Here is a 22217-nt window from a genome sequence, read left to right on the forward strand (position 1 = left end):
GCGCGAAATTAAAACAGAGGTGGGAATGAACGATTATAAAATGACGCCCGGTGAGTTGCGCGCCACCTGGGGTTTAGGGACCGTATTCTCGTTGCGCATGCTTGGCATGTTTATGGTCCTGCCGGTTCTGACCACCTATGGTATGGCGCTGCAGGGCGCCAGCGAAGCGCTGATCGGGCTTGCCATCGGCATATATGGTCTGGCGCAAGCCATTTTCCAGATCCCCTTCGGCTTGCTTTCCGACCGCATCGGTCGTAAACCGCTTATCGTCGGTGGGCTGGCGATATTCGTTTTCGGTAGCGTGATTGCCGCGCTCTCGGACTCTATCTGGGGAATTATACTCGGACGTGCACTGCAGGGTTCCGGGGCGATTGCCGCCGCGGTGATGGCGCTGCTGTCTGACTTAACCCGCGAACAGAACCGCACAAAAGCGATGGCGTTTATTGGCGTTAGCTTTGGTATCACCTTCGCCATTGCAATGGTGCTTGGGCCGATCGTTACCCACGCGCTGGGATTACACGCGCTGTTCTGGATGATTGCCGCACTGGCAACCACCGGCATCGTGCTGACCATTTGGGTGGTTCCCAATAGCACCACCCACGTGCTGAACCGCGAATCGGGTATGGTCAAAGGCAGCTTCAGTAAAGTCCTGGCGGAGCCTAAACTGCTGAAGCTCAATTTTGGCATCATGTGCCTGCATATTTTACTGATGTCCACTTTCGTCGCCCTGCCAGGCCAGCTGGCAAAAGCGGGCTTTCCCGCCGCCGAACACTGGAAGATTTATCTGGTGACGATGCTGCTGTCCTTTGTTTCCGTGGTGCCGTTCATCATCTATGCCGAAGTAAAACGCCGGATGAAGCGGGTATTCCTGTCGTGTGTGGTGCTGATCCTGGCTGCTGAGATTGTCCTGTGGAGCGCTAACATTCGTTTCTGGGGGCTGATTGCAGGTGTTCAGCTCTTCTTCCTCGCCTTTAACCTGATGGAAGCACTTCTCCCCTCGCTCATCAGCAAAGAATCACCGGCGGGTTATAAAGGAACGGCGATGGGCGTTTACTCCACCAGCCAGTTCCTCGGCGTGGCGATTGGCGGTTCGCTCGGCGGTTGGGTAGTCGAAATGTTTGATGGTCAGGCGGTATTTCTGGCCGGTGCGCTTCTGGCGGCAGTGTGGTTATTGGTGGCAAGTACAATGAAAGAGCCGCCGTATGTCAGCAGCCTGCGCGTGGAGATCCCCCCTGAGATCGCCGCAGATGACACCCTAAAACAGCGACTGCAGGCAAAAGAAGGCGTGAGTGAGGTGTTAATTGTGGCAAAAGAGCATTCTGCCTATGTGAAAATCGACAGCAAAGTGACCAATCGATTTGAAATTGAGCAGGCGATAAGCCAGGCGTGAGGATTGCCGGATGGCGACTATCGCCTTATCCGGCCTACAAATAGCGTGTGCGATCGGTAGGCCTGATAAGCGTAGCGCCATCAGGCAGAACGGCTTAGTCGCGGAAGTTCTTGAACTGGAACGGCTGGCCGAGATCGCCGCCACGCACCAACGCCATGACGGATTGCAGATCGTCACGCGCTTTGCCGGTCACACGAATTTCTTCGCCCTGAATCTGCGCCTGCACCTTCAGTTTGCTGTCTTTAATCAGCTTGACGATTTTCTTCTGTACCGCGCTTTCAATGCCCTGCTTCAGCTTCGCTTCCACAAACCAGGTTTTTCCGCTGTGGGTAAAGGTTTCCGGTACGTCCAGTGACGTCCCTTCAATCCCGCGCTTCAGCAGCTTGGCGCGCAAAATATCCAGCAACTGATTAACCTGGAAATCAGACTCGCTCAGCACCTTAATGGTCTTATTGGCTTCGTTCAGCTCAAAAGTGGCTTCAACGCCACGAAAATCGAAGCGTGACTCCACTTCGCGGCTCGCGTTATCGACCGCGTTACGCGCTTCCTGAAGATCAACTTCAGAGACAATATCGAAAGATGGCATCTTTTCCTCTCCCTTCGTTTTTGATGCGAAGCATAATACCTGCAAAGTTACTCAACAGACAGCGCTATACTAGGCTGTATCCCCTAATTGTACGTGCCAATGGTAGCGGCGAACAATAATGGGATGCAGACGATATGGATTAGCACCTGGTGCTGTTGCAGGTGAGGAGGATGAATGAGAATTACCGTACTGGGATGCGGAGCCTTAGGGCAGCTTTGGCTTACCGCGCTATGCAAACATGGACATGAGGTTCAAGGGTGGCTACGCGTGCCACAACCTTATTGCAGCGTGAATTTGATTGACACGGATGGGTCAGTTTTTAATGAATCCCTGACGGCAAACGATCCCGACTTTTTGGCAAAAAGCGATCTGTTACTGGTGACGCTGAAAGCCTGGCAGGTTTCTGATGCGGTAAAAAGCCTGGCAACTATTCTGCCAAAGACCACCCCAATTCTGTTGATTCACAACGGAATGGGCACCATTGATGAGCTGCAAAGCATTACGCAACCACTGTTGATAGGCACCACCACGCAGGCCGCTCGCCGTGATGGCAACGTCATAATCCATGTGGCGAAAGGAACAACGCGCATCGGCCCGGCGCGTGAACAGGATGGCGATTTCAGTTATCTGGCTGAGATCCTGCAAGAGGTGCTGCCTGACGTTGCCTGGCACGACAACATCCGCGCGGAACTGTGGCGCAAGCTGGCAGTGAATTGCGTCATTAACCCACTCACCGCGCTGTGGAACTGCCAAAACGGTGAGTTACGCCAGCATCCTGAAAAAATAGCGCAGATATGCGAGGAAGTGGCGGCGGTTATCGAACGCGAAGGCCACCATACATCCGTGGATGATTTACGCTATTATGTTGAGCAAGTAATTGACAGTACGGCAGAAAATATCTCATCCATGCTGCAGGACATTCGTGCTCTGCGCCATACGGAGATTGACTACATTACCGGTTATTTGTTGAAACGCGCGCGTGCGCACGGCATCGCCGTCCCGGAAAATGCCCACCTGTTTGAAATGGTAAAGCGAAAGGAAAGTGAATATGAGCGCTCAAGCACTGGTATGTCTCGCCCCTGGTAGTGAAGAGACCGAAGCGGTCACCACTATCGATCTGCTGGTTCGAGGCGGGATCCAGGTGACAACCGCCAGCGTAGCCAGCGATGGCGACCTGACGATTGTCTGCTCGCGCGGCGTCAAGTTGCTGGCGGATGCACCGCTGGTTGAAGTCGCCGACGGCGATTACGACATTATCGTGCTGCCCGGCGGCATTAAAGGCGCAGAATGTTTTCGCGACAGCCCGCTGCTGATTGAAACCGTTAAACAGTTTCATCGCTCCGGGCGTATTGTGGCAGCGATATGTGCCGCAGCCGCCACCGTGCTGGTTCCGCATGACATTTTCCCCATCGGCAATATGACCGGCTTCCCGGCGCTGAAAGACAAAATCCCCGCTGAACAATGGCAGGACAAACGCGTCGTCTGGGATCCGCGCGTCAACCTGCTGACCAGCCAGGGGCCAGGAACATCGATTGATTTTGGCTTAAAAATCATTGATCTGCTGGTCAGTCGCGAAAAGGCTCATGAAGTGGCGTCACAACTGGTGATGCCCGCAGGCATTTATAACTACTACGAGTAACACTTAGGCCACTCCCTCTAAAAGGAACCGTTATGAAAGGATATCTGAGCGGAGTGGTTTTACTGCTCCTTTCCAGCACCACCGCCGCAACCCAGCTTGAAATTAAGAGCCTTGAGTACCGTTATCCCAATAGCACTGAAATGCAGTATCGCGTGCCATGGTTTTCCTCAACGGATAACCCGCAGGTTGCAAAACGCATTAACGATTATATTTTCGCAAGCTTCATTAATCAGTTACCGGGTAATAATCCGCAGGCGACAGTGAATAAGTTTGCGAAATCAGAGATGAATGCCACCGCAAACCTTGACTATACGGTTGAGTATCGCGATGCCAAGGTTCTGACCCTTAACATGTTTATCGAAGGCTGCGGGGCCTATTGCGAGTCGTACAATGTGCCAATAAGCTTCGATTTAGCCAACGGCGCAGCAATTACCCTCAACGATCTCTTTTCCCGCGCCACGATGGCTGAATTAAACACGCGTATCAGAAAAGATATCCGCAGCCAAATCGATGTCTTTGTTGCCGCACAGAAATCACAAAAGTCGGAGCCAATAAAAGAGGAAGACGGTGAAGATTTGGGCTATGACGACTTCTACGCCTCATGCGCCACCTACACCGACGGGTTGTACTACATCGACAAATTCTCCCTGCAAAAAGATCATCTGGCTTTCCTGAACGGACGCTGTAGCAACCACGCCAACCGCGCGGGTGATGAACTGGGCGATTTCACAACAAAAATCCCGACCGCAGATCTGCATAATCAGTTCACGCCATACGGCCAGTATCTGACTGGCGCAAAGGGTACAACACCGGTTGAGCCCGCGCCCGGCATCGACGGCAAGGTGATGTACGGCACGCTGGGAAAAAGCCTGCGTATTGTGTTGAAGGTGGACTGCAAATACGGTGATTATTTTGAAGGGGCTTACTTCTACCAGAAATTTGGCGCACCGATTGAATTAACCGGCAAGTGCGACACCGCCAACAATCAATATTATGAACTGAAGACCTCTGACGCAGAACAGGCGCAAGAGAAGATGACGCTGGAATTGAAAGACGGTGTCTATCAGGGTATCTGGGAATCGAACAGGAAGACGCTTCCCGTGCGTTTTGAATAATATCGTGATATTGCCGGATGGCGGTGTAAACACCTTATCAGGCCTACAAAGACGTACAGTTTGTAGGCCTGATAAGCGCAGCGCCATCAGGCAGAAGTCACTACGGGCGATACACCTTCACGTTTGCAAAACCCTGCTCGCGCAGATACAGCGCCTGCAGGCGGCTCATCACACCGCGTTCACACCACAGCAGCCAGGTTTTATTCTGGTCCAAATCGCCAAAGTGGGTACTCAGCTTGTAGAACGGCAGCGAAACCACGTCCACGCCTTCCACTTTCAGCGGCTTATCATCCTGTTCATCCACAGAGCGGATATCCAGAATCACGTCGTTGGGGCCAAAACCGCTCACGGTTTCAACTTCCACCACGGCCTGCTCGGTCTGCTGGGCGATATCGCGGATATCGATATTATTGGCTTCTTCCACTACTTTATCGAGGATGGCAAAATCGAAGTTTTCTTCTTCGGCTTCAATCTTCGCTTTAATGGCTTTTACCGTCGGGCTTTTTGAGATCACACCGCAGTATTCCGGCATGGTACGAGCAAAGTCTTCGGTACCAATTTCACGCGCCAGATTAATGATGTGTTCTTTATCGTGCGAGATCAGCGGACGCAGGATCAGCGTGTCGGAGACGTTGTCGATCAAACGCAGGTTAGTCAGCGTCTGGCTGGATACCTGCCCAAGCGCTTCACCGGTCACCAGCGCCTGGACGCCGTAGCGCTCGGCCACTTTAGACGCCGCGCGAACCATCATACGCTTGAGGACCACGCCCATCTGGCCATCGTCAACTTTCTCGAGGATCTCACCCACCACCGGTTCAAAGTTGATGGCGACAAAACGTACGCGATGCGAACTCCCGAAGCGGTTCCACAGGTAATGCGCCACCTGACGAACGCCGATTTCGTGCGCCGCACCACCGAGGTTAAAGAAGCAGTAGTGCACGCGACAGCCGCGACGCATCAGCATATAGCTGGAAACGCCAGAGTCAAAACCGCCGGAAATCAGCGACAGTACGTCTTCCTGGGTGCCAATCGGATAGCCGCCAATACCTTCGTAGCGACCTTTCACCAGCAGCAGTCGGTCGTTTTCGATTTCAAGATTGACGGTCACATCAGGCTTGGTCAGCTTCACGCGCGCGGATTCAATATGTTGATTCAGCCCACCGCCAACATAACGTTCCACTTCAATGGAGCTAAACTCATGCTTACCACGGCGCTTCACGCGCACGCAGAAGGTTTTGCCTTCCAGTTGATCACGGTACTGCACCAGCGCTTTCTCGAAGATATCGTGCATATCGGTAAACGGCACGTCTTCCACTTCGAGAATATGGTGGATACCCGGAATGCGGGTCAGCGCGTCACGAATATCCAGACGCTGGGTTTCATCTTTGGCGCGAACCTCAACATGGTCCCAGTGGCGGACGACAGCAAGGTCTTCATCATAGTGTTTTAAAACGTTACGGATGTTCCCTGTCAGAATTTTTATAAAGCGCAAACGCACAGATTGGCTTTTGATGGTGATTTCTGGGAACAATTTAATGATAAACTTCATGGCGGCAATGGTTCTTTGGCAAGCATCAAAGGCTTGTATTGGGGAATAATACAGCAGCCCATACCTGCGGCTGCATCCAGGCGCGGAAGTATACCACTACGCGAGCTTCCTGTGCACATTGCGCATTATTTGATAATTGCCCGAAGTCCGTTACCATGGCTTGGGCTGAAAATATTGAGAGTCAGACATTCATTATGCCGAAGAAAAATGAAGCGCCCGCCAGCTTTGAAACAGCGCTGAGCGAGCTGGAACAGATTGTTACCCGTCTGGAAAGCGGCGACCTGCCGCTGGAAGAGGCGCTGAACGAATTCGAACGTGGCGTACAGCTGGCGCGTCAGGGACAGGTTAAGTTGCAACAGGCTGAACAGCGCGTGCAAATCCTGCTGTCTGAGACGGAAGATGCCGCCCTCACGCCTTTTACACCGGATAATGAGTAAATGGATTTTACGCAGCAGCTACAGGCTTGCGTTGAGCAGGCCAACCAGGCACTGAGCCGTTTTATCGCGCCATTGCCCTTTCAGAACACTCCCGTGGTCGAGACCATGCAGTATGGCGCATTATTAGGCGGTAAACGTCTGCGCCCGTTCCTGGTATACGCAACCGGTCAGATGTTTGGCGTCAGCCTGAGTACGCTCGACGCTCCCGCCGCGGCGGTTGAGTGCATCCATGCTTATTCTCTGATGCACGATGATTTACCCGCGATGGACGACGACGATCTGCGACGCGGCCTGCCAACCTGCCACGTTAAGTTTGGCGAGGCGAATGCGATTTTAGCGGGTGATGCGCTGCAAACGCTGGCGTTTTCCATTATCAGCGACGCCCCCATGCCGGAGGTCGCCGACCGTGACCGCATCGCCATGATCTCTGAACTGGCTCAGGCCAGCGGTATTGCCGGCATGTGCGGCGGTCAGGCGCTGGATCTGGCGGCTGAAGGCCTCCAGGTTGAGCTGGAGGCGCTGGAGAAAATCCATCGCCATAAAACCGGGGCCTTGATTCGCGCCGCCGTGCGTCTGGGGGCATTAAGTGCCGGAGACCAGGGCCGAAAGGTCCTGCCGATACTCGACAAGTACGCCGAAAGCATCGGTCTGGCGTTCCAGGTTCAGGATGACATACTGGATGTGGTAGGCGATACTGCAACATTGGGTAAACGTCAGGGTGCCGACCAGCAGCTTGGCAAAAGTACCTATCCTGCTCTTCTGGGTCTTGAGCAAGCCCGGAATAAAGCCCGGGATTTAATCGAGGATGCCCGCCAGTCGCTCAGTCTGCTGGCCGCACAGTCACTCGATACCTCGGCACTGGAAGCGCTAGCGGACTACATAATCCAGCGTGATAAATAAACCAACATATCCGATGAGCTTGCGATGAGTTTTGATATAGCCAAATACCCGACCCTGGCGCTGGTCGACTCCACCCAGGAGTTACGCCTGCTGCCAAAAGAGAGCCTGCCCAAGCTTTGCGACGAACTGCGCCGCTATTTGCTCGACAGCGTGAGCCGTTCCAGCGGGCATTTTGCCTCCGGTCTGGGCACGGTGGAGCTGACCGTCGCGCTGCACTACGTCTACAACACCCCGTTTGACCAGTTAATCTGGGATGTGGGACATCAGGCGTACCCGCACAAAATTCTGACGGGGCGCCGCGATAAAATCGGCACTATCCGCCAAAAAGGTGGCCTGCATCCGTTCCCCTGGCGTGGCGAGAGCGAGTATGACGTTTTAAGCGTCGGACACTCCTCCACCTCCATCAGCGCCGGTATTGGCATTGCGGTTGCCGCCGAGAAAGAAGGCAAAGAGCGCCGTACCGTTTGCGTGATTGGCGACGGTGCCATCACTGCCGGCATGGCGTTTGAAGCCATGAACCACGCGGGCGATATTAAGCCCGACATGCTGGTTATCCTGAACGACAACGAAATGTCGATTTCAGAAAACGTCGGCGCGCTGAACAACCACCTGGCACAACTGCTCTCCGGCAAACTGTATTCCTCATTGCGTGAAGGCGGGAAGAAAGTCTTCTCCGGCGTGCCGCCGATAAAAGAGCTACTTAAACGTACCGAAGAACACATTAAAGGCATGGTGGTGCCGGGTACGCTGTTTGAAGAATTGGGCTTTAACTACATCGGCCCGGTAGACGGTCACGACGTGCTGGGACTGATCACCACGCTGAAGAACATGCGCGACCTGAAAGGCCCGCAGTTCCTGCACATCATGACCAAAAAAGGTCGTGGCTATGAGCCTGCAGAAAAAGACCCAATCACGTTCCATGCGGTACCCAAATTCGATCCGTCCAGCGGATGTCTGCCGAAAAGCAGCGGCGGCCTGCCGAGCTACTCCAAAATCTTCGGCGACTGGTTATGTGAAACGGCGGCCAAAGACAACAAGCTGATGGCGATCACCCCGGCCATGCGCGAAGGCTCCGGTATGGTGGAGTTTTCACGTAAATTCCCGGACCGCTACTTCGACGTGGCGATTGCCGAGCAGCACGCGGTCACCTTTGCTGCCGGACTGGCAATTGGCGGCTATAAGCCGGTGGTCGCGATTTATTCCACCTTCCTGCAACGCGCTTACGATCAGGTGCTGCATGATGTCGCCATTCAGAAACTGCCGGTCCTGTTCGCCGTGGATCGCGCGGGGATCGTGGGCGCAGATGGACAAACCCACCAGGGCGCGTTCGATCTTTCTTTCCTGCGCTGCATCCCGGAGATGGTCATTATGACCCCGAGCGATGAAAACGAATGCCGCCAGATGCTGTTTACCGGTTATCACTACACTAACGGCCCGGCCGTGGTGCGCTACCCGCGCGGTAATGCGGTTGGTGTTGAGCTGACCCCGCTGGAAAAATTATCTATTGGTAAAGGCATCGTGAAGCGTCACGGGACAAAAGTGGCAATCCTTAACTTCGGCACCCTGATGCCAGAAGCCGCTCAGGTTGCGGAATCGCTGAACGCCACGTTGGTCGATATGCGCTTTGTCAAACCGCTGGACGAAACGTTGATTCTGGAGATGGCAGCCCGCCACGAGGTGCTGGTTACGCTGGAAGAAAACGCCATTATGGGCGGCGCGGGCAGCGGCGTAAACGAAGTGCTGATGGCGCATCGTAAGCCGGTTCCAGTGCTTAACATTGGTCTGCCTGACTTCTTCATCCCACAGGGGACACAGGACGAAGCGCGCGCCGATCTCGGTCTTGATGCCGCCGGCATTGAGGCCAAAATCAAGGCCTGGCTGGCATAATCCCCTCCCCGCTCCTGCTATGCTTAATGATTAACACGCTAAGCAGGAGCGGAATATGCAATACAACCTCTTAGGAAAAACTGACCTTCGGGTTTCTCGCCTTTGTCTGGGCTGCATGACGTTTGGCGAGCCCAATCGCGGCAACCACGCCTGGACGCTGCCGGAAGAAAGCAGTCGCCCAATTATCAAATATGCTCTTGAAGGCGGTATTAACTTTTTTGATACTGCCAATAGTTACTCCGCTGGCAGCAGCGAAGAAATTGTCGGTCGCGCCCTGCGTGACTTCGCCCGCCGCGACGAGGTGGTGGTCGCCACAAAAGTATTTCACCAGGTAGATGATTTAGCGGAAGGGTTATCCCGGGCGCAAATCCTGCGTTCTATCGACGACAGCCTGACTCGCCTTGGCATGGACTATGTCGATATCCTGCAAATTCACCGCTGGGATTACAACACGCCTATCGAAGAAACCCTGGAAGCGCTCAACGACGTGGTGAAGTCCGGCAAAGCACGCTATATCGGCGCCTCTTCGATGCACGCCTCCCAGTTTGCGCAAGCGCTGGCCTTGCAGAAACAACACGCCTGGGCGCAATTTATCAGCATGCAGGATCACTACAACCTTATCTACCGTGAAGAAGAACGCGACATGCTGCCCCTGTGCTACCAGGAAGGTGTGGCGGTGATCCCGTGGAGCCCACTGGCACGGGGACGTCTGACGCGCCCCTGGGGAGAAACGACCGCGCGTGTCGTGTCGGATGAAGTCGGAAAAAATCTGTACCGCGAGAGTGATGAAAACGACGCGAGAATAGCGGAACGGTTAACCGGGGTGAGTGAGGAAATCGGCGCTTCGCGCGCGCAGGTAGCGCTGGCGTGGCTGCTGAGCAAACCTGGCGTCGCTGCGCCCATAATTGGCGCCTCGCGCGAAGAACAGCTGGATGAGTTGCTCAACGCGGTCGATTTAACGCTAAAACCGGAACAGATTGCCGAGCTGGAAATGCCGTACAAACAGCATCCAGTGGTGGGATTTAAATAATCTGGTATTGCCCGATGGCGCTGCGCTTATCGGGCCTACAACATAACCCAGGGAAGGGTTAAATAATGCCAAGCGGCCAGTGATGCCCGATAAAATAGAGGATCCCTGCGGAAAGTATCCCCGCCACAATATCGTCGATCATAATCCCCGTACCGCCATGCACGTTACGATCGAACCAGCGGATCGGCCAGGGCTTCCACATATCCAGAATGCGGAAAATCACAAATCCGGCGGCGACCCACTGCCAGTCGAGTGTCGGCAGAGCCATCAGGGTTATCCACATCCCGACAAACTCATCCCAGACGATACTGCCGTGATCGTGTACACCCATATCTTTCGCCGTTTGATGGCACAGATAGACACCGATACAAATAGCCAGCATGACGACCAGTGAATACAGCTGCCACGGCAGAAACGTCATCAAATACCAAAATGGGATCGCCGCCAGCGATCCCATGGTACCGGGTATAATTGGACTTAATCCGCTGCCGAATCCGGTGGCCAACAGGTGCCACGGATTACGCATACTCAAACGGCTTTTTGCGACATCTTTTTTAAGGCGCAGCAAAATGGTCATATCCTTTCCAGTCAAACGTGACAGGCTTACCGTCACGCGTAAAGTGCATCCCTTCCACGTCCGCACTCATCTGCCCAATGCAGGTAAATGATACGCCAAGATGCCCCAGCGCGACGTCCAGTGCACCACGGTTTATTTCCGGTACGGTAAAGCATAACTCATAATCTTCACCACCTGAGAGCGCCCAGCGCAGCGCCTGCTCCGGCTCAACGTGCTGGGAAAATGCCGTGGAATACGGTAACGCATCGACATTAACGCGTGCGCCGCAGCCGCTGGCATTAACGATATGTCCGAGATCGGAAATCAGACCGTCGGAAAGATCGATAGCCGCACTGGCCAGGTCGCGCAGGGCCTGCCCCTGTAAAATTCTCGGCGTGGGACGCAGGTGACGTTTAAGCAGATACTCCGCGTCTTTGGCATCTGTTACCTGCAATCGGTTTTGCAGAATAGCCAAACCGGCAGCGCTGTCGCCCGGCGTACCGGTAACGTAAATCCAGTCACCCGGCTTCGCACCCGAGCGTTTTAAGGCTCGCCCGACCGGGACGTAGCCATGGATACCCAACGTCATCGACAGTGGCCCACGCGTGGTATCACCGCCAATCAGCTGCATATCATAGTAATTAAGGAGTTCAAACAGGCTGTCACTGAAGGCTTCGAGCCAGGATTCATCAACGTCAGGTAACGTGAGCGCCAGCGTCAGCCATGCCGGGTCAGCTCCCATCGCCGCCAGATCGCTTAAATTAACCGCCAGCGCTTTCCAGGCCAGGTCCGTTGGATCAATATCGGGAAGGAAGTGATTGCCTGCCACCAGCGTGTCGGTGCTGATCGCCAGCGTTTGTTTTTCAGGGATGTTCAGGAGTGCGCAATCGTCACCAATGCCGGTTTCGACGTCAAGACGAGAGCTTCTAACACGGTCAAAATAACGGGCAATCAGGGAGAATTCGCCACATGCCATACGTTATGCCTCAGCAGGAAAAAAGAAAAGGCCGGCGACAGCGGAAATCGATTCCACCATCCTGCCGGCCTGGCGATCACTTTTTGTTGGGGCGAATCGCAGGTGCTGCTTTATCCAGTACGCCGTTGACGAACTTGTGGCTATCTTCGGCACCGAAGGTTTTCGCCAGTTCAATCGCTTCGTTGATGGCCACTTTATACGGCACATCACTACGTTTAGACAGTTCAAACAGTGCAATACGCAGTACGGCTTTCTCTACCTGACCCAGCTCTTCCAGCAGACGAGACAGGTAAGGCTTCATCAGGCCATCCAGGTACGCGCTGTTAGTCGCCACCCCGGACAGCAGTTCACGAAAATACAGGACGTCGACATCTTTCACGTCCTGTTCCGCCAGGAACTGGTATTCAACATCAGAGATGTCGTTCTGGGACAACTGCCAGGAGTAGAGCGCCTGGACGGCACACTCACGGGCGCGGCGACGAGCAGCAGGTTTCACGGATTTCCCCTTACAAAAATCAGGCCTTAATGGCTTTCAATACATTAATCATTTCAAGCGCGGTCAGTGCAGCTTCTGCGCCTTTATTACCGGCTTTCGTGCCAGCACGTTCGATGGCTTGTTCAATACTTTCGGTGGTCAGAACACCGAAGGCTACCGGAATACCGCTGTCCTGAGCGACGTGCGCCAGGCCATTGCTTGCACCGCCAGCCACATATTCGAAGTGTGCGGTACCGCCACGGATAACTGTACCCAGCGCAATCACCGCGTCATATTTACCGGTTTTCGCCAGTGCATCAGCTGCCAGCGGCAGCTCATACGCGCCTGGAACCCAAACGACGGTAATGTTTTCATCTTTAACCTGGCCAATACGCTTCAGGGCGTCGATAGCACCTTCCAGCAGGCTGTCATTGATAAAGTTGTTGAAACGCGCAATGGTGATGGCGACGCGAGCGTCCGGAGTAGCAACGTTAGCTTCAATAATGTTCATATTCTTCCTTCGGATTCACTAGACCCCGCAGGGGGGCGGATTTTATCATAATAATCTGTGCGCTGCTTCCCTTTCGAACCGGGAGATCATGCGCTCACTAAATGCAGGCAAACGTCCGGACCTACATGGCGTATCTCGTTGAATTTGAAATGGGGGGCATCGGCCAGTTTCTCAAGGCCTGGCAGCACACATAATCCTCGCGCGTCACTGCCTAACAGTTTAGGCGCAACATAGACGATTAGCTCATCCACCACTCCAGCCTGCAATAATGCGCCTGCAAGCGTTGGGCCAGCCTCAACCCAAATGCTGTTAATTTGCTGCTTGCCCAGTTGCATCATCAACACCACCAGATCCAGATTCCCGTTATGCTCCGGCACATTCAGCGTGCGAACACTCTCCGGCCAGATACGCGAATCGTCGCTGCTGCGCGCAATCCAGGTTTCTCCCGGCTGCTGCACAATACGATGTTCAGGTGTGACCTGGTTTTGACGATCGAGAACAATGCGGATTGGCTGACGCAGGTTTTCCTGCGGATACAGCGCCTGGGTCGATTCATCAAGCTCCGACCAACGGACGGTAAGCTGTGGGTCGTCAGCCAGCACCGTAGCGCTGCTGGTTAAAATAGCATGGCTTTGCGCACGCAGGCGCTGAACGTCGCGACGTGCCTGTGGTGATGTTATCCACTGGCTTTCGCCGCTGGCCATCGCCGTACGGCCGTCAAGCGATGCGCCGAGCTTAAGCTGAACATACGGAAATCCGGTGCGCATCCGCTTGAGAAAACCTTTATTCAGCTGTTCGACGTCGTTCATCATCATGCCGTGGCTGACATCAATACCGGCCTGCTGCAAGCGGTAAAGTCCACGCCCCGCCACCTGCGGGTTAGGATCCTGCATCGCGGCAACAACACGCGTCACGCCCGCAGCAATCAGCGCATCGCAGCACGGCGGCGTACGCCCGTGATGACTGCACGGTTCGAGCGTGACGTAGGCGGTTGCCCCCTGCGCTTTAACACCGGCCATACGCAGCGCATGGACCTCGGCATGGGGTTCGCCCGCGCGATGATGATATCCTTCACCGACGATTTCCCCGTCTTTAACAATGACACAGCCCACGTTGGGATTAGGGTGGGTCGTGAAACGTCCACGCGCGGCCAGCTTCAGCGCTCGCGCCATGTACAACTCATCCTGCATGGCTTAATCCTGTAGGCGAGCAATCTCTTCGCCAAATTCTTTGATATCTTCAAAGCTCCGGTAAACCGAAGCAAAACGGATGTAGGCCACTTTATCGAGCTTTTTCAGTTGCTCCATCACCAGATTACCGATCATTTTACTCGGCACCTCGCGCTCGCCCGTCCCACGCAACTGTGATTTTATATGGTTTAACGCCATTTCGACGTCATCTGCGCTGACCGGCCGTTTCTCAAGCGCTCTCAGCATGCCGCTGCGCAGCTTCTCTTCATTAAAAGGCTCGCGCACGTCGTTACTTTTTACAACGCGTGGCATAACCAGTTCTGCCACTTCAAAAGTGGTAAAACGTTCGTTACAGACCAGACACTGCCGACGGCGGCGTACTGAAGAGCCCTCGCCGACAAGACGAGAGTCAATTACCTTAGTGTCTACGGCGAAACAGAATGGGCAATGCATACGGCGTCCTGTACCTCAGTGGTTCATAGAGATCTATTTTACCCTGAACTGGCGCGACAACAAAGGCAGAGCGCTTTTGAGACAAAGGATCGATGCCTTCGTGCTCTGAGCACACTACCATTATGCTATCGCGACAATGTAGGAAGTAATCATAATGACAAGACGTTACCTAAGAATTCTCCTGGTGGGAAGCCTCTTTAGTCTTAATGCCTGCGCACAGCAAGCCGAAGTACGACAGATGCATCAAAGCGTAAGTACCTTGAGCAAAGAGATGACCCAGCTCAATCAGGAAACGGTAAAAATAACGCAACAAAACAGGTTGAATGCGAAATCCACCCGCGGCGTCTATTTATTACCGGGTTCGAAAACCCCCGCCCGCCTGAACAGCCAGATTGGTACGCTCCGCATGTCACTGGTCAATATTGCACCGAATGCGGACGGTACGCACCTGACGCTGCGCATTCAGGGAGAATCCAACACACCGTTACCGGCATTTAGCGCCACCGTAGAGTACGGGCAAATCCAGGGCACCACGGACAACTATCAGGAAGTGAACGTTAAGAATGAATTGATCAACGCTCCGGCAAGCCTTCTTGCCCCCAGTGACGTAGACATTCCGCTACAGCTCAATGGCCTGTCGCTTGACCAACTCGGCTTTGTACGCATCCATGACATCCAGCCTGTGACCCAATAAACTTTTTTGCGGAGCGTTTTGTGCGTTCCGCAACACCCATCCCAGTCATTTTGTTACTCCGCTGACATCACCGATATTTTTAGTAAAACTTGGCAACATTCATGGGAGTCAGTACAATTCGCCGCCTAAAGTACGCAAACGTGAACGCAATCGATTACGTAAATGATAGAACTGTGAAACAAGACATATTTTTGTGAACAATGATTTTTATAATAGGCTCCGAAGAATTACGAAATATTTAGAAACGCAAATTGCGCCTTTTTCACTCCCGAAAGGGATTTCAAACAGTGGCATACATATGAAAAAAACATTACTTGCAGCCGGTGCAGTGCTGGCGCTCTCCTCGTCTTTCACTGCTAATGCAGCAGAAAACAACAAACCGGAATACCTGTCCGACTGGTGGCACCAGAGCGTTAACGTTGTCGGCAGCTACCACACCCGTTTCTCTCCGAAACTGAACAACGACGTTTACCTGGAATACGAAGCGTTTGCCAAAAAAGACTGGTTTGATTTCTATGGCTACATCGATATTCCTAAGACCTTTGATTGGGGTAACGGCAACGATAAAGGTATCTGGTCTGACGGTTCCCCGCTGTTTATGGAAATCGAACCGCGTTTCTCCATCGACAAACTGACCGGTGCTGACCTGAGCTTTGGTCCGTTCAAAGAGTGGTACTTCGCCAACAACTACATCTACGACATGGGTGATAACAAAGCCAGCCGCCAGAGCACCTGGTACATGGGTCTGGGTACCGATATCGACACCGGTCTGCCGATGGGCCTGTCTCTGAACGTCTATGCCAAATACCAGTGGCAGAACTATGGCGCATCCAACGAAAACGAATGGGATGGCTACCGTTTTAAAGTGAAATATTTTGTGCCGATCACCCAGGTTTGGGGCGGTCAGTTGACCTACATCGGCTTCACCAACTTCGACTGGGGCTCAGATCTGGGCGATGACCCGAACCGCACCAGCAACTCTATCGCCTCCAGCCACGTTCTGGCGCTGAACTACGATCACTGGCACTACTCCGTAGTGGCTCGTTACTTCCATAACGGCGGCCAGTGGAAAGGTGGAGATACTCTGAACTGGGGCGAAGGCGACTTCAGTGCGAAATCTACCGGTTGGGGTGGTTACTTTGTTGTAGGTTACAACTTCTAAATTGAGGTTGGTTGTCGCCGGATGGCGCCATGCTTATCCGGCCCAGGTATACAAAAGCCAGCTTAATTGCTGGTTTTTTTTGTCTAAAGAAAACCCATAGCCAATTTGTAGGCTTTCTTCAGACAAAAAAATCCCGACCTTGCGATCGGGATTCCAGTGTAACGCTCTGCGTCGGTTACGGCAGAATAGACGGCTGATCCGCCCCTTCTTTCTCAACCTTCTGCTGCAGCATGTGCTCACGCTTCATACCCAGCTTCAGCGCCAGCGCCGATGCCACGTAGATAGACGACGCGGTACCGATGGACACACCGATAAGCATAGTCAGCGAGAAGCCTTCCAGTACCGGACCACCAAAGAGGTACAGCATCAGAATAACCACTAACGTTGTACCGGAGGTAATCAACGTACGGTGCAGCGTCTGGGTCAACGACACGTTAAAGATTTCATAAGGCGTCCCGCGACGGATTTTGCGGAAGTTCTCACGAATACGGTCAGAAACCACGATGCTGTCGTTTAGCGAGTAACCGATAACCGACATCAACGATGCGACGATAGTCAGGTCAATCTCGATATGGAACAACGACAGGATCCCAAGCGTGATGATCACGTCGTGCGCCAGCGAGATAACCACGCCCGCCGCCAGTCGCCACTCAAAGCGGAAACCGACGTACACGAGGATGGAGATCAGCGCCACGATCAGCGCCATCGCACCGTTTTGTGCCAGATCGGCACCGACGCTAGGCCCGACGAATTCGATACGCTTCACCGCTGCATGCTGGTTGGTGGCTTCATTAATGACGCTCAGCACCTTGCTACCCAGCACTTGCCCACCGTTTTCACCTTCGGTTGGCGGCATACGTACCATAATGTCGTGGCTGCTACCGAAGTTCTGCAGCAGCGGCTCAACGAAGCCCGCTTTCTCCAGCGCATCGCGCATCACGTCCATTTCCGCCGGTTTTTCCAGCGTGATTTCAATTACCGTACCACCGGTGAAATCGAGCCCCCAGTTAAAGCCACGTACGCCCATCACCACGATGGCCGCAATCAGCAGGAAACCAGAGATGCCGAAAGCCCAGTAGTCCCAGCGCATAAAGTCGATGACTTTACGGCCGTGGTTCAATTGTTCAACAGTATATTCCTGTGCCACTTCGCACTCCTCAGATTGACAGCTTTTTGACGCGCTTGCCGCCATACAACAGGTTTACGATGGCACGTGTCCCGACGATCGCGGTAAACATCGACGTCGCCACACCAATACCGGTAGTAATCGCGAACCCTTTAATTGCCCCGGTACCGACTGCATACAGGATCAGAACTTTAATCAGCGTCGTGATGTTCGCATCGAAGATGGAACTGAATGCGCCCGCATAACCTTCGTTGATCGCCTGCTGAATCGAACGTCCGTTACTCAACTCTTCTTTGATACGTTCGTTGATCAGTACGTTCGCATCGACCGCTACGGCAAGGGTTAAGACGATCCCCGCGATACCCGGCATACTTAGCGTAGCGCCCGGCAGCAGCGACATGATACCGACAATCAGTACCAGGTTCGCAATCAGCGCGCTGGTCGCAATCAGACCAAACTTCTTGTAGAAGAAGATCATAAACAGAATAGAAACAGCCAGACCAGCCAGACACGCTTCCAGACCCTGCTTGATGTTCTGCATACCCAGAGTCGGGCCGATAGTGCGCTCTTCAACAATCTGAATCGGCGCAATCAACGCACCGGCACGTAGCAGCAGCGAAAGCTGACGCGCTTCATTCGGGTTGTTGATACCGGTGATACGGAAGCTGTTGCCCAAGCGAGACTGGATGTTGGCGATGTTAATCACCTCTTCCTGTTTCACCAGCACTGAACGACCATTCGCATCTTTTTTACCGCTGTCTTTGTACTCCACGAACAGGGTCGCCATCGGCTTACCGATATTATCCTTGGTGAAGTTAGACATGATGTTACCACCCGCGCTATCCAGCGAGATGTTAACCTGCGGCTGATTGTATTCGTCCTGGCTGGAAGTGGAATCGGTGATATGGTCACCGGTCAGGATCACGCGTTTATACAGCACAACCGGCTGTCCTTCACGAGACTGTTTCACTTCCGAGTCACCCGGTACGCGCCCGGATGCCGCAGCAGACTGGTCCACGTTGGTGTTTACCAGACGGAACTCCAGCGTCGCCGTTGCGCCCAGAATCTCTTTCGCACGCGCGGTGTCCTGAATACCCGGCAGTTCGACCACGATGCGGTCGGCGCCCTGGCGTTGAACAACCGGCTCAGCAACACCCAGTTGGTTAACACGATTACGCAGAATATTGATGTTCTGCTGTACCGCGTACTCACGGGCTTCACTCAAACGTGCATCGGTCATCACTGCACGCAGCGCATTGCTGCCCTGGCTGGAAATAACCAGATCCTGATGACGCTTGCTCAGATAAGAGATCGCGTCGTCACGCGCCTTGCCATCACGGAAGGTGATGCTCAGACCGTAGTTATCTTCTTTACGAACGGTAGTATAAGGAATGCCTTTTTCACGCAGATCGCTGCGCAGGCTATCGATATTTTGTTCCTGCAGTTTACCCAGCGCGGTGTCCATATCCACTTCCATCAGGAAGTGAACGCCACCACGCAGATCAAGACCGAGTTTCATCGGTTCCGCGTGAATAGCAGCCAGCCAGCGAGGGGTTGCCGGAGCAAGGTTAAGCGCCACGACGTATTGATCACCCAGCACGCCCAGCAGCACTTCACGTGCGCGCAATTGGGTATCGGTGGAGTCGAAGCGCGCAAGAATAGCGCCCTCTTCCAGAGCCACAGACTTAGGTGTGATTTTTTCTTCTTGTAACGTTTTCTGGACCTGGATCAGCGTTTGCTCACTGGCGGCGGCACCGCGCACGCCAGTGATTTGAACAGCCGGATCCTCACCATACAGGTTGGGAAGTGCGTAAAGCAGGCCGACGATAATCACGACGACCAGCATGATGTACTTCCACAAAGGATAACGGTTTAACACGGCAGTTCCCTTTGGGAAAACGGAATATTACAGCGCCTTCATGGTGCCTTTCGGCAGAACGGCAGCTACGAAGTCACGTTTGATAACCACTTCAGTGGTGTCGTTCAGTGCGATAGAGATGTAGCCAGTTTCCGCTACTTTGGTCACACGACCGACCAGGCCACCGTTCGTCAGGACTTCATCACCTTTGGCAATGGAGCTCATCAGATTTTTATGCTCTTTGGTACGCTTTTGCTGTGGACGCAGGATCATGAAGTAGAAAATCAGACCAAACACCACCAGCATCAGAATCAGAGACATCGGGCTGCCCTGCGCCGGAGCACCTGTTGCCGCTACCGCATCAGAAATAAAAAAGCTCATTCAAATTCCCTCATTATTAAAATTAATCAACGTTCACAGGTGGAACAGGTCGACCCTGACGTTGGTAAAAATCGGTTACGAAGCTCTCTAATTTACCCTCTTCAATAGCCTTGCGTAAACCCGCCATCAAGCGCTGGTAGTAGCGAAGGTTATGAATGGTATTGAGTCGCGCGCCCAATATTTCGTTGCAACGGTCAAGATGATGCAAGTAAGCGCGTGAATAATTGCGACAGGTGTAACAATCGCACTCAGCGTCGAGTGGACTGGTGTCGCTTTTATGTTTCGCGTTACGAATTTTTACCACGCCGTCAGTCACAAACAAATGGCCATTACGGGCATTTCGCGTTGGCATCACACAGTCAAACATATCGATACCACGACGCACGCCTTCAACCAGATCTTCTGGTTTGCCGACGCCCATCAGGTAACGAGGTTTATCTGCCGGAATTTGTGGGCAAACATGTTCCAGAATACGGTGCATGTCTTCTTTCGGTTCACCCACAGCCAAACCGCCGACAGCGTAGCCATCAAAGCCTATATCTACCAGACCTTTAACAGAGATATCACGTAAATCTTCGTAAACGCTGCCCTGAATGATGCCAAAAAGCGCATTTTTGTTGCCGAGGCTATCAAAACGGTCACGGCTACGCTGTGCCCAACGCAATGACATCTCCATCGAGCGTTTAGCATAGTCCCAGTCAGCCGGGTACGGTGTACATTCGTCGAAAATCATCACGATATCGGAACCGAGATCGTATTGAATCTCCATCGATTTCTCAGGATCGAGGAAAATCGGATCGCCGTTGATCGGGTTGCGGAAATGTACACCCTGCTCGGTAATCTTACGAATATCGCCCAGGCTGAATACCTGGAAACCGCCGGAATCGGTGAGGATCGGTCCTTTCCACTGCATGAAGTCATGCAAATCGCCATGCAGCTTCATGATTTCCTGCCCTGGGCGCAGCCACAGGTGGAACGTGTTGCCGAGAATAATTTGTGCGCCGGTCGCTTCAACTTCTTCCGGCGTCATACCTTTCACCGTACCGTAGGTACCGACAGGCATAAAAGCAGGCGTTTCCACTACGCCACGATCAAAAACAAGGCGTCCGCGGCGAGCGCGACCGTCTGTGGTATCCAGTTCAAATTTCATCTTAACTCCTGCGTCAGAAAAACAGTCCGACGTAAAATACTCATGCCGGGAACTTACTCCCCGACACGCTCAGAAATAGCCTGCGGATTGTACGTGATAAACATCGCATCACCGTAACTAAAAAAGCGATATTCCGCTTTAACCGCTTCATGATAGGCGTTCATGGTGTTTTTATAACCTGCAAACGCCGAAACCAACATAATCAATGTCGATTCAGGGAGATGGAAGTTGGTTACCAGCGCATCGATGACGTTGTACTGATAGCCCGGGTAGATAAAGATTTGCGTATCCCCGAAGAACGGTTCAATCAGATCATTTTTCGCCGCCTGAGCCGCGCTTTCCAGCGAACGAACTGAGGTCGTCCCTACCGCGATCACGCGATTACCGCGCGCTTTCGCCGCCAGTACCGCGTCGACCACGTCCTGCGGAACTTCCGCATATTCGGAATGCATGATGTGATCTTCAATGGTGTCTACGCGCACCGGCTGGAACGTCCCCGCCCCAACGTGCAGCGTCACAAACGCCATCTCGATGCCCTTTTCACGCAGTTTTGCCAGTAACGGATCGTCAAAGTGCAGACCCGCTGTCGGTGCCGCCACGGCGCCAGGTTTTTCGCTGTATACGGTCTGGTACAGTTCGCGGTCGGCGTCTTCATCCGGGCGGTCGATATACGGCGGCAGCGGCATATGGCCGATGGCGTTGAGGATATCCAGTACGCTGCGTTCGTCGTCAAACGCCACTTCAAACAGCGCATCATGGCGCGCAACCATCGTCGCTTTAATGCTTTCATCATCACCCAGCAACAGCTCAGCACCCGGCTTCGGCGCTTTGGATGCGCGAATATGAGCCAGAATACGTTTGTCATCGAGCATGCGCTCAACCAGCACTTCAATCTTGCCGCCGCTGGCTTTACGCCCAAACAGGCGGGCCGGGATCACGCGGGTATTGTTAAAGACCAGAAGATCTCCGGGGTTGAGCTTGTCGAGCAAATCGGTGAAAGTACCGTGCGTCAGCGCGCCCGTTGGCCCATCCAGTGACAGCAAGCGGCAGCTACTGCGCTCTGCTTGCGGATAGTGGGCAATCAGGGATTCAGGAAGTTCAAAGGTGAAATCGGTAACGCGCATGACACTGACTCAGACTAAAATAAGAGGC

23 protein-coding genes are annotated in these 22217 nt (G+C 53.4%); 10 read left to right on the top strand and 13 right to left on the bottom strand.

Annotation, left to right across the window (positions count from 1 at the left end):
* Nucleotides 1–25 precede the first annotated feature (25 nt).
* A complete protein-coding gene (locus FDW98_RS03480; protein ID WP_096758075.1) occupies nucleotides 26–1390 on the top strand; it encodes an MFS transporter in 1365 nt (454 codons plus the stop codon).
* A gap of 94 nt (nucleotides 1391–1484) precedes the next feature.
* Here FDW98_RS03480 and FDW98_RS03485 read toward each other — a convergent pair whose 3' ends face one another.
* Nucleotides 1485–1976 (bottom strand): YajQ family cyclic di-GMP-binding protein, encoded by a 492-nt coding sequence (locus FDW98_RS03485; protein WP_096758076.1) that lies wholly within the window; start codon nucleotides 1974–1976, stop codon nucleotides 1485–1487.
* A 174-nt stretch (nucleotides 1977–2150) separates the two neighbouring features.
* On the opposite strand from FDW98_RS03485, the gene panE reads away from it, so the two are divergent.
* The 3 genes from panE to FDW98_RS03500 are packed head-to-tail and all read left to right on the top strand — an operon-like array spanning nucleotide 2151 to nucleotide 4730.
* On the top strand, nucleotides 2151–3062 hold the full coding sequence (panE, locus tag FDW98_RS03490) for a 2-dehydropantoate 2-reductase (protein WP_096758077.1): 912 nt from the start codon (nucleotides 2151–2153) through the stop codon (nucleotides 3060–3062).
* On the top strand, nucleotides 3025–3615 hold the full coding sequence (yajL, locus tag FDW98_RS03495) for a protein deglycase YajL (protein ID WP_096758078.1): 591 nt from the start codon (nucleotides 3025–3027) through the stop codon (nucleotides 3613–3615). Before panE ends, yajL begins: the two co-directional genes overlap by 38 nt.
* 32 nt (nucleotides 3616–3647) lie before the next feature.
* Entirely contained in the window at nucleotides 3648–4730 is a 1083-nt protein-coding gene (locus tag FDW98_RS03500; protein WP_096758079.1) for a hypothetical protein, read from the top strand.
* Nucleotides 4731–4830: 100 nt separating this feature from the next.
* On the opposite strand, the gene thiI is transcribed toward FDW98_RS03500, so the two are convergent.
* Nucleotides 4831–6279, bottom strand: coding sequence for a tRNA uracil 4-sulfurtransferase ThiI (gene thiI / locus FDW98_RS03510; RefSeq protein ID WP_096758080.1), 1449 nt, complete (start codon nucleotides 6277–6279; stop codon nucleotides 4831–4833).
* A gap of 194 nt (nucleotides 6280–6473) precedes the next feature.
* On the opposite strand from thiI, the gene xseB reads away from it, so the two are divergent.
* The 4 genes from xseB to FDW98_RS03530 are packed head-to-tail and all read left to right on the top strand — an operon-like array spanning nucleotide 6474 to nucleotide 10533.
* Nucleotides 6474–6716 (top strand): exodeoxyribonuclease VII small subunit, encoded by a 243-nt coding sequence (xseB, locus tag FDW98_RS03515; RefSeq protein WP_096759458.1) that lies wholly within the window; start codon nucleotides 6474–6476, stop codon nucleotides 6714–6716.
* Nucleotides 6717–7616: a (2E,6E)-farnesyl diphosphate synthase gene (ispA, locus tag FDW98_RS03520; RefSeq protein ID WP_096758081.1), complete on the top strand. Its 900-nt coding sequence runs from the start codon at nucleotides 6717–6719 to the stop codon at nucleotides 7614–7616. It abuts the gene before it with no gap.
* A gap of 24 nt (nucleotides 7617–7640) precedes the next feature.
* Entirely contained in the window at nucleotides 7641–9503 is a 1863-nt protein-coding gene (gene dxs / locus FDW98_RS03525) for a 1-deoxy-D-xylulose-5-phosphate synthase (RefSeq protein ID WP_096758082.1), read from the top strand.
* Between the two features lie 55 nt (nucleotides 9504–9558).
* Nucleotides 9559–10533 (top strand): aldo/keto reductase, encoded by a 975-nt coding sequence (locus FDW98_RS03530; protein WP_096758083.1) that lies wholly within the window; start codon nucleotides 9559–9561, stop codon nucleotides 10531–10533.
* A 58-nt stretch (nucleotides 10534–10591) separates the two neighbouring features.
* Here the strand turns inward: FDW98_RS03530 and pgpA are convergent, their stop codons facing one another.
* The 6 genes from pgpA to nrdR form a co-directional block, all read right to left on the bottom strand.
* Entirely contained in the window at nucleotides 10592–11110 is a 519-nt protein-coding gene (pgpA, locus tag FDW98_RS03535) for a phosphatidylglycerophosphatase A (RefSeq protein WP_096758084.1), read from the bottom strand.
* Complete coding sequence (thiL, locus tag FDW98_RS03540; RefSeq protein WP_096758085.1) at nucleotides 11088–12065, bottom strand: thiamine-phosphate kinase; 978 nt, start codon at nucleotides 12063–12065, stop codon at nucleotides 11088–11090. Before thiL ends, pgpA begins: the two co-directional genes overlap by 23 nt.
* A 76-nt stretch (nucleotides 12066–12141) precedes the next feature.
* Nucleotides 12142–12561: a transcription antitermination factor NusB gene (gene nusB / locus FDW98_RS03545; protein WP_096758086.1), complete on the bottom strand. Its 420-nt coding sequence runs from the start codon at nucleotides 12559–12561 to the stop codon at nucleotides 12142–12144.
* Between the two features lie 19 nt (nucleotides 12562–12580).
* Nucleotides 12581–13051 (bottom strand): 6,7-dimethyl-8-ribityllumazine synthase, encoded by a 471-nt coding sequence (gene ribE, locus FDW98_RS03550; protein WP_003021575.1) that lies wholly within the window; start codon nucleotides 13049–13051, stop codon nucleotides 12581–12583.
* Nucleotides 13052–13137: 86 nt separating this feature from the next.
* Nucleotides 13138–14241, bottom strand: a complete 1104-nt coding sequence (gene ribD, locus FDW98_RS03555) for a bifunctional diaminohydroxyphosphoribosylaminopyrimidine deaminase/5-amino-6-(5-phosphoribosylamino)uracil reductase RibD (RefSeq protein WP_096758087.1) — start codon at nucleotides 14239–14241, stop codon at nucleotides 13138–13140.
* A gap of 3 nt (nucleotides 14242–14244) precedes the next feature.
* On the bottom strand, nucleotides 14245–14694 hold the full coding sequence (nrdR, locus tag FDW98_RS03560; protein ID WP_096758088.1) for a transcriptional regulator NrdR: 450 nt from the start codon (nucleotides 14692–14694) through the stop codon (nucleotides 14245–14247).
* A gap of 154 nt (nucleotides 14695–14848) precedes the next feature.
* On the opposite strand from nrdR, the gene FDW98_RS03565 reads away from it, so the two are divergent.
* Nucleotides 14849–15388 carry a DUF3251 domain-containing protein gene (locus tag FDW98_RS03565; protein ID WP_096758089.1) on the top strand — a complete coding sequence of 180 codons (540 nt, stop codon included), beginning with the start codon at nucleotides 14849–14851 and terminating at the stop codon, nucleotides 15386–15388.
* Between the two features lie 298 nt (nucleotides 15389–15686).
* The gene (locus tag FDW98_RS03570) at nucleotides 15687–16550 is read left to right on the top strand and encodes a nucleoside-specific channel-forming protein Tsx (RefSeq protein ID WP_096758090.1); all 864 of its coding nucleotides are present in this window, start codon (nucleotides 15687–15689) and stop codon (nucleotides 16548–16550) included.
* Nucleotides 16551–16725: 175 nt separating this feature from the next.
* On the opposite strand, the gene secF is transcribed toward FDW98_RS03570, so the two are convergent.
* Genes secF through queA form a run of 5 tightly spaced genes read right to left on the bottom strand, consistent with a single transcriptional unit; the run spans nucleotide 16726 to nucleotide 22189 of the window.
* Nucleotides 16726–17697: a protein translocase subunit SecF gene (gene secF, locus FDW98_RS03575; protein ID WP_096758091.1), complete on the bottom strand. Its 972-nt coding sequence runs from the start codon at nucleotides 17695–17697 to the stop codon at nucleotides 16726–16728.
* 10 nt (nucleotides 17698–17707) lie between these two features.
* Nucleotides 17708–19555 (bottom strand): protein translocase subunit SecD, encoded by a 1848-nt coding sequence (secD, locus tag FDW98_RS03580; protein WP_096758092.1) that lies wholly within the window; start codon nucleotides 19553–19555, stop codon nucleotides 17708–17710.
* A gap of 27 nt (nucleotides 19556–19582) precedes the next feature.
* Complete coding sequence (yajC, locus tag FDW98_RS03585; RefSeq protein WP_052283894.1) at nucleotides 19583–19915, bottom strand: preprotein translocase subunit YajC; 333 nt, start codon at nucleotides 19913–19915, stop codon at nucleotides 19583–19585.
* Between the two features lie 22 nt (nucleotides 19916–19937).
* Nucleotides 19938–21065 carry a tRNA guanosine(34) transglycosylase Tgt gene (gene tgt, locus FDW98_RS03590; protein ID WP_096758093.1) on the bottom strand — a complete coding sequence of 376 codons (1128 nt, stop codon included), beginning with the start codon at nucleotides 21063–21065 and terminating at the stop codon, nucleotides 19938–19940.
* Nucleotides 21066–21118: 53 nt separating this feature from the next.
* Nucleotides 21119–22189 carry a tRNA preQ1(34) S-adenosylmethionine ribosyltransferase-isomerase QueA gene (gene queA / locus FDW98_RS03595; protein WP_096758094.1) on the bottom strand — a complete coding sequence of 357 codons (1071 nt, stop codon included), beginning with the start codon at nucleotides 22187–22189 and terminating at the stop codon, nucleotides 21119–21121.
* Nucleotides 22190–22217: the final 28 nt, after the last annotated feature.

Origin of the sequence: Citrobacter sp. wls711, from assembly GCF_005281055.1 — a bacterium.
Classification (GTDB): Bacteria; Pseudomonadota; Gammaproteobacteria; order Enterobacterales; family Enterobacteriaceae; genus Citrobacter; species Citrobacter gillenii.

What these genes read in the sequence shown, in the direction of transcription:
- panE (WP_096758077.1), top strand. Translation starts at nt 2,151, where the DNA reads ATGAGAATTACCGTACTGGGATGCGGAGCCTTAGGGCAGCTTTGGCTT.
- FDW98_RS03570 (WP_096758090.1), top strand. Translation starts at nt 15,687, where the DNA reads ATGAAAAAAACATTACTTGCAGCCGGTGCAGTGCTGGCGCTCTCCTCG.
- FDW98_RS03485 (WP_096758076.1), bottom strand. Translation starts at nt 1,976, where the DNA reads ATGCCATCTTTCGATATTGTCTCTGAAGTTGATCTTCAGGAAGCGCGT.
- FDW98_RS03565 (WP_096758089.1), top strand. Translation starts at nt 14,849, where the DNA reads ATGACAAGACGTTACCTAAGAATTCTCCTGGTGGGAAGCCTCTTTAGT.
- thiI (WP_096758080.1), bottom strand. Translation starts at nt 6,279, where the DNA reads ATGAAGTTTATCATTAAATTGTTCCCAGAAATCACCATCAAAAGCCAA.
- tgt (WP_096758093.1), bottom strand. Translation starts at nt 21,065, where the DNA reads ATGAAATTTGAACTGGATACCACAGACGGTCGCGCTCGCCGCGGACGC.
- xseB (WP_096759458.1), top strand. Translation starts at nt 6,474, where the DNA reads ATGCCGAAGAAAAATGAAGCGCCCGCCAGCTTTGAAACAGCGCTGAGC.
- queA (WP_096758094.1), bottom strand. Translation starts at nt 22,189, where the DNA reads ATGCGCGTTACCGATTTCACCTTTGAACTTCCTGAATCCCTGATTGCC.
- yajC (WP_052283894.1), bottom strand. Translation starts at nt 19,915, where the DNA reads ATGAGCTTTTTTATTTCTGATGCGGTAGCGGCAACAGGTGCTCCGGCG.
- thiL (WP_096758085.1), bottom strand. Translation starts at nt 12,065, where the DNA reads ATGGCATGTGGCGAATTCTCCCTGATTGCCCGTTATTTTGACCGTGTT.
- FDW98_RS03530 (WP_096758083.1), top strand. Translation starts at nt 9,559, where the DNA reads ATGCAATACAACCTCTTAGGAAAAACTGACCTTCGGGTTTCTCGCCTT.
- pgpA (WP_096758084.1), bottom strand. Translation starts at nt 11,110, where the DNA reads ATGACCATTTTGCTGCGCCTTAAAAAAGATGTCGCAAAAAGCCGTTTG.
- ispA (WP_096758081.1), top strand. Translation starts at nt 6,717, where the DNA reads ATGGATTTTACGCAGCAGCTACAGGCTTGCGTTGAGCAGGCCAACCAG.
- ribD (WP_096758087.1), bottom strand. Translation starts at nt 14,241, where the DNA reads ATGCAGGATGAGTTGTACATGGCGCGAGCGCTGAAGCTGGCCGCGCGT.
- yajL (WP_096758078.1), top strand. Translation starts at nt 3,025, where the DNA reads ATGAGCGCTCAAGCACTGGTATGTCTCGCCCCTGGTAGTGAAGAGACC.
- dxs (WP_096758082.1), top strand. Translation starts at nt 7,641, where the DNA reads ATGAGTTTTGATATAGCCAAATACCCGACCCTGGCGCTGGTCGACTCC.
- FDW98_RS03480 (WP_096758075.1), top strand. Translation starts at nt 26, where the DNA reads ATGAACGATTATAAAATGACGCCCGGTGAGTTGCGCGCCACCTGGGGT.
- ribE (WP_003021575.1), bottom strand. Translation starts at nt 13,051, where the DNA reads ATGAACATTATTGAAGCTAACGTTGCTACTCCGGACGCTCGCGTCGCC.
- nrdR (WP_096758088.1), bottom strand. Translation starts at nt 14,694, where the DNA reads ATGCATTGCCCATTCTGTTTCGCCGTAGACACTAAGGTAATTGACTCT.
- FDW98_RS03500 (WP_096758079.1), top strand. Translation starts at nt 3,648, where the DNA reads ATGAAAGGATATCTGAGCGGAGTGGTTTTACTGCTCCTTTCCAGCACC.